The organism is Citrobacter sp. Ca225 (genome assembly GCF_030337175.1).
Taxonomy (GTDB): Bacteria; Pseudomonadota; Gammaproteobacteria; order Enterobacterales; family Enterobacteriaceae; genus Citrobacter_A; species Citrobacter_A amalonaticus.
In genome coordinates this window covers 1-4,436 of the sequence record NZ_JAOWCD010000067.1, presented here as the reverse complement: position 1 = coordinate 4,436, position 4,436 = coordinate 1, and the positions used below count along the sequence as shown (strand labels likewise).

Sequence of the window (4,436 nt, the reverse complement as noted above, 5' to 3'; positions counted from 1 at the left end):
GGCTTTGTTGAATAAATAAGATTTCGTGCGAACGACCCTGTAGCTGGCTGGATTTTCAGGCAATACGCACGCTTTCTGGCATCCCAGCCTTTGTCATCCTGTTCAACGCACGCACCATGGCCATAGCTTCCGCTACCTGACCATCGTAGTCACGCAGCGTCAGTGAATCTCCCAACAACTGCTTCATTCTGTACATTGCCGTTTCCGCTATCGAGCGACGGTTATATTCCGTTGTCCATTTCCACCGTGCATTGCTTCCGCTCAGCCGCTGATTAGCAACGGCACGGTTGCGGTCTGCGTACTCACCGGGCCAGTAACCTGCTCCTTTTCGGGGAGGAATAAGCGCGCTGATTTTTTTGCGGCGCAGTTCATCGTGACAGAGCCGGGTATCGTAAGCCCCGTCTGCCGCGGCTGCCCTGATTTTTCTGTGAGTCTGCCGGATAAGGCCCGGGAAGGCTTCTGAGTCCGTGACGTTATTCAGCGACAGGTCTGCACAGACAACTTCATGTGTGTTGCTGTCAACAGCAAGATGCAACTTTCGCCAGATACGACGGCGCTCTTTGCCGTGCTTTCTGACTTTCCATTCGCCTTCACCAAAGACCTTCAGCCCGGTGGAATCAATCACCAGGTGTGCGATTTCACCCCGGGTGGACGTTTTGAAACTGACATTAACCGACTTTGCCCGCTTACTGACACTGGTGTAATCCGGGCAGCGCAACGGAACGTTCATCAGGGCAAAAATGGAATCAATAAAACCCTGCGCAGCCCGCAGGGTCAGCCGGAATACGCGTTTAATCACCAGAACGGTGGTGATGGCGAGATCAGAATAGCGCTGGGGCCTTCCTCGTGATGAAGGCGTTGCCGACTCATACCAGGCCTGAATCGCCTCATCATCCAGCCAGAAAGTGAGGGAGCCACGGTTGATGAGAGCTTTGTTGTAGGTGGACCAGTTGGTGATTCTGAACTTTTGCTTTGCCACGGAATGGTCTGTGTTGTCGGGAGGATGCGTGATCTGATCCTTCAACTCAGCAAAAGTTCGATTTATTCAACAAAGCCATAAATAGCATGTAAATTCATAAAATAAATAGATAAAATCTATCAATAACATATTTACATAAGTTTCATTAAATGCGATTAATGTAAATAAACGATCGTGGATCTAAAAAAGGAACAGTCGTGACTACAATCTGCCTTAATATGATTGTACGGGATGAGTCTCACATTATACAAAAGACCCTTTCTAATATATTAGATAAAATACCGATTTCATCATGGGTTATTTGTGATACGGGTTCATCGGATAATACATCAGAAATAATTAAGGAATTCTTTGCCCAAAAGGGAATCCCTGGTAAACTATATCACGATCAATGGATTGATTTTTCACATAACCGAAACCTGGCGCTGCAGCGTTGCGAAGGTATGTCTGACTACATACTCTTTTTTGACGCGGATGACAGGATCGAAGGAAGTGTTGATACCTCGAATTTAACTCACCATAGTTATTTCCTGAAAATGAGTAATGAGTCACATTCTGTTACGTATTACAGAAAACTCATTATCCGTAACGGATTGCCATTCAAATGGCGTGGTGTGTTACATGAATATCTTGAAGATAAATACAATGATACCGGAACTATTAATAGTAACCATTTCATTATTTCAGGGCGCAGCGGATCGCGTAACAATACATGTAAAAAGTACCATCACGATGCAGAGATATTAGCAACCGCATACCATCAGTGTACAGAGCAGGATCTCATGCCCAGGTATGCATTTTATTGCGCACAGTCATATCATGATGCTGCAGTGCAGGATGAGAAAAACAGGTCTGAGTTGTATAGTAAAGCACTTGAATGGTATCTACTACGACTGACGTTGGCCGGGTTTGCGGAGGAACGGTATTTTAGTTTGCTCAGGATTGGTCTTATTCATGAACGTTTAGGGAGAATTTCAAATTCGATCCCTTTTTTGCTTGAGGCCTTTGAGGAAAATCCGTTAAGAGCTGAAAGTTTATACCATCTGGCAAGAATATATCGTTCCATCGGAAAGTATAACCTGGCATTCAGGTTTGCCAAAATGGCTAAGGAAATAAAAAAACCAATAGCGAACTTCCTCTTCCTTGATAATGTGGTATATGATAGCTGGATTGATTATGAGATAATGATTAATGCGATTGAAATTGGTTTGTATCTTGCCGCATACCATTCGGCACGAGAACTGTTATTATCAGGTGCAAATCTTTCTGCCACATCAAAAGCTACGGAGATTATCAATTATTTGATATCTCATTCAATTATAAAAGTTTTTGATCCGGATATTATAGACAATATTAATAAAAACAGAGCCTAATAGGCTGACAATTGATACCAACTTATTGATTTAGAGTATAAGGGGGCTTTGAGGTGATTCAGTTACATCTGCTTCCGACTGCTGTCCTCCTGTTCCGGTTCTGAACGTGTGCTGTGTAATGGTAAAAGTTCTGGCTCAGATCAACATTATTTCCATCTGGCTGTTGAATGGCATGGTAACTCCAGTTCGCGTACTGTCCGGTACACATCAGAATCTCTTGAGACTGGCAGGAATGGCGTCCCGGGGTGTGCCAGCACATGTATTATGGGCGTTTACCCGCTACACGATTTTCCGCTATTTAAATAACAAGCAGCGGCCTGTCGCCTGACGGATATAGCGGGGCACTAACGCCATTACCTGCGCTGGAATGGGCGAATAATGGGCTACATTGGGCTAAATTACGTCAGTACTTGCCGTTTTACGCGTATGGCCAGTCCATGGCCTGGCATCATGAACAACCGGAACATCTTTGAGCCAGGCCCCCCTGGTAATAGTGATATGGATAGCAACCGGGCGGACGCGGTTTGCGTCGTGCCTGAAGAAGAAAATCACGTTATCAGTAAACGCTATATACAGCGAATTGGGCGACATAACCTGAATCTGAGGCAGCCGCTGTTCAGACTAGGTCGCCGCGGGTCTCATCAGGGGCAGCGAAAACGTATAGCAAAAACATTGACTATTGTTCAGGTTATACCCCAATAAATTGAAATCATTGCTCACATTTTCTATCTATTCGTACTGCCTGCATTAAAGTCCTTAATTCGTTACCCAGTTACCATATCCAATCATTGTTTTGCAATGCTAAATAGTAATTGATGTGTATTTATTGATAGCCCCCCCCTATTGAAAACGGATTGTAAATCGTTGCGTTTAATTTAAAATTTTAGGGAAGGTGCGAATAAGTCCGAGATGTGAGATCATCGTGTTGTAACCTGAACCCAGAATGAGTAACCGGATGAGCCAGCAACTGACTTTTGCCGACAGTGAGTTTTCCAGTAAACGCCGCCAGACCCGCAAAGAAGTTTTCCTTGGCAGAATGGATGACTTGCTTCCCTGGGACAAATTACTTGGCGTTATCGAGCCTGTGTATCCCAAGGCCGGTAATGGTCGCAGGCCCTATCCGCTGGAAACCATGCTGCGTATTCACTGCATGCAGCAATGGTACAACCTGAGCGATGAGGCCATGGAAGATGCCCTCTATGAAATCGCCTCCATGCGCCAATTTGCTCGCCTGTCACTGGATAAAGCCATTCCAGACCGCACTACCATCATGAATTTCCGGCATTTGCTGGAGCAGCATGAACTGGCCCGCAAAATCTTCAGTACCGTTAATCACTGGCTAGCAGAGTGTGGCGTTCTAATGACCCAGGGCACCTTGGTGGATGCCACCATCATTCAAGCCCCCAGCTCTACCAAAAACAAACACAACAGCCGTGATGAAGACATGCACCAGACCAAGAAAGGTAACCAGTGGTACTTCGGCATGAAAGCGCACATTGGCGTGGACGCCAAAAGTGGCCTGACCCACAGTCTGGTGACCACGGCGGCTAACGAGCACGACCTCAATCAGGTTGGCAAGTTACTGCATGGCGATGAAGAATTTATCTCAGCCGATGCTGGTTATCAGGGGGCCGAAAAGCGCGATGAGCTCAGCGATGTCAGCGCAGACTGGCTTATCGCCAAGCGTCCCGGCAAAGTGAATGCATTGAAGCAACACCCGCGCAAGAACAAGCTGGCCATCCGTTACGAATACCTGAAAGCGAGTATCCGAGCGAAGGTTGAGCATCCATTTCGGATAGTAAAATGTCAGTTTGGTTTCGTCAAAGCCAGGTACAAGGGGCTGGCTAAAAATGACAGTCAACTGGCGATGTTATTCACCCTGGCGAACCTGGTTCGAGTTGACCAATTGATACGGGCACAGGCGAGATCTACCTGAAATGAGGAAATTAGCCTGAAACAGGGCCAAAATCAGCCACGAAGAGACGATTTTGGGCTGAAAATTGGAAAATTGAGCCACAGGACGTCGATAAAGGACGGTTTGGGGCGTCATATCGGGAGCTGCGGACCACTTAATCGCAACTTCC

General features: G+C 46.3%; 4 protein-coding genes. 3 read left to right on the top strand and 1 reads right to left on the bottom strand.

Annotation, left to right across the window (positions count from 1 at the left end):
• Nucleotides 1–55: 55 nt before the first annotated feature.
• Nucleotides 56–1,024 carry an IS5 family transposase gene (locus OGW13_RS10040; RefSeq protein ID WP_000654811.1) on the bottom strand — a complete coding sequence of 323 codons (969 nt, stop codon included), beginning with the start codon at nt 1,022–1,024 and terminating at the stop codon, nt 56–58.
• 152 nt (nt 1,025–1,176) lie between these two features.
• On the opposite strand from OGW13_RS10040, the gene OGW13_RS10035 reads away from it, so the two are divergent.
• The 3 genes from OGW13_RS10035 to OGW13_RS10025 all read left to right on the top strand — a co-directional run bounded on the left by OGW13_RS10035 (nt 1,177) and on the right by OGW13_RS10025 (nt 4,288).
• A complete protein-coding gene (locus OGW13_RS10035; RefSeq protein ID WP_162782983.1) occupies nt 1,177–2,352 on the top strand; it encodes a glycosyltransferase in 1,176 nt (391 codons plus the stop codon).
• Nucleotides 2,353–2,730: 378 nt separating this feature from the next.
• Nucleotides 2,731–3,054 carry an IS1 family transposase gene (locus tag OGW13_RS25850; protein WP_394816661.1) on the top strand — a complete coding sequence of 108 codons (324 nt, stop codon included), beginning with the start codon at nt 2,731–2,733 and terminating at the stop codon, nt 3,052–3,054.
• A 253-nt stretch (nt 3,055–3,307) separates the two neighbouring features.
• Nucleotides 3,308–4,288 (top strand): IS5-like element ISEc68 family transposase, encoded by a 981-nt coding sequence (locus tag OGW13_RS10025; RefSeq protein ID WP_000082736.1) that lies wholly within the window; start codon nt 3,308–3,310, stop codon nt 4,286–4,288.
• Nucleotides 4,289–4,436 lie beyond the last annotated feature (148 nt).

Bases quoted from the DNA above. Each gene is read 5' to 3' on its own strand.
- OGW13_RS25850 (WP_394816661.1), top strand. From the start codon at position 2,731: ATGGGCTACATTGGGCTAAATTACGTCAGTACTTGCCGTTTTACGCGT.
- OGW13_RS10025 (WP_000082736.1), top strand. From the start codon at position 3,308: ATGAGCCAGCAACTGACTTTTGCCGACAGTGAGTTTTCCAGTAAACGC.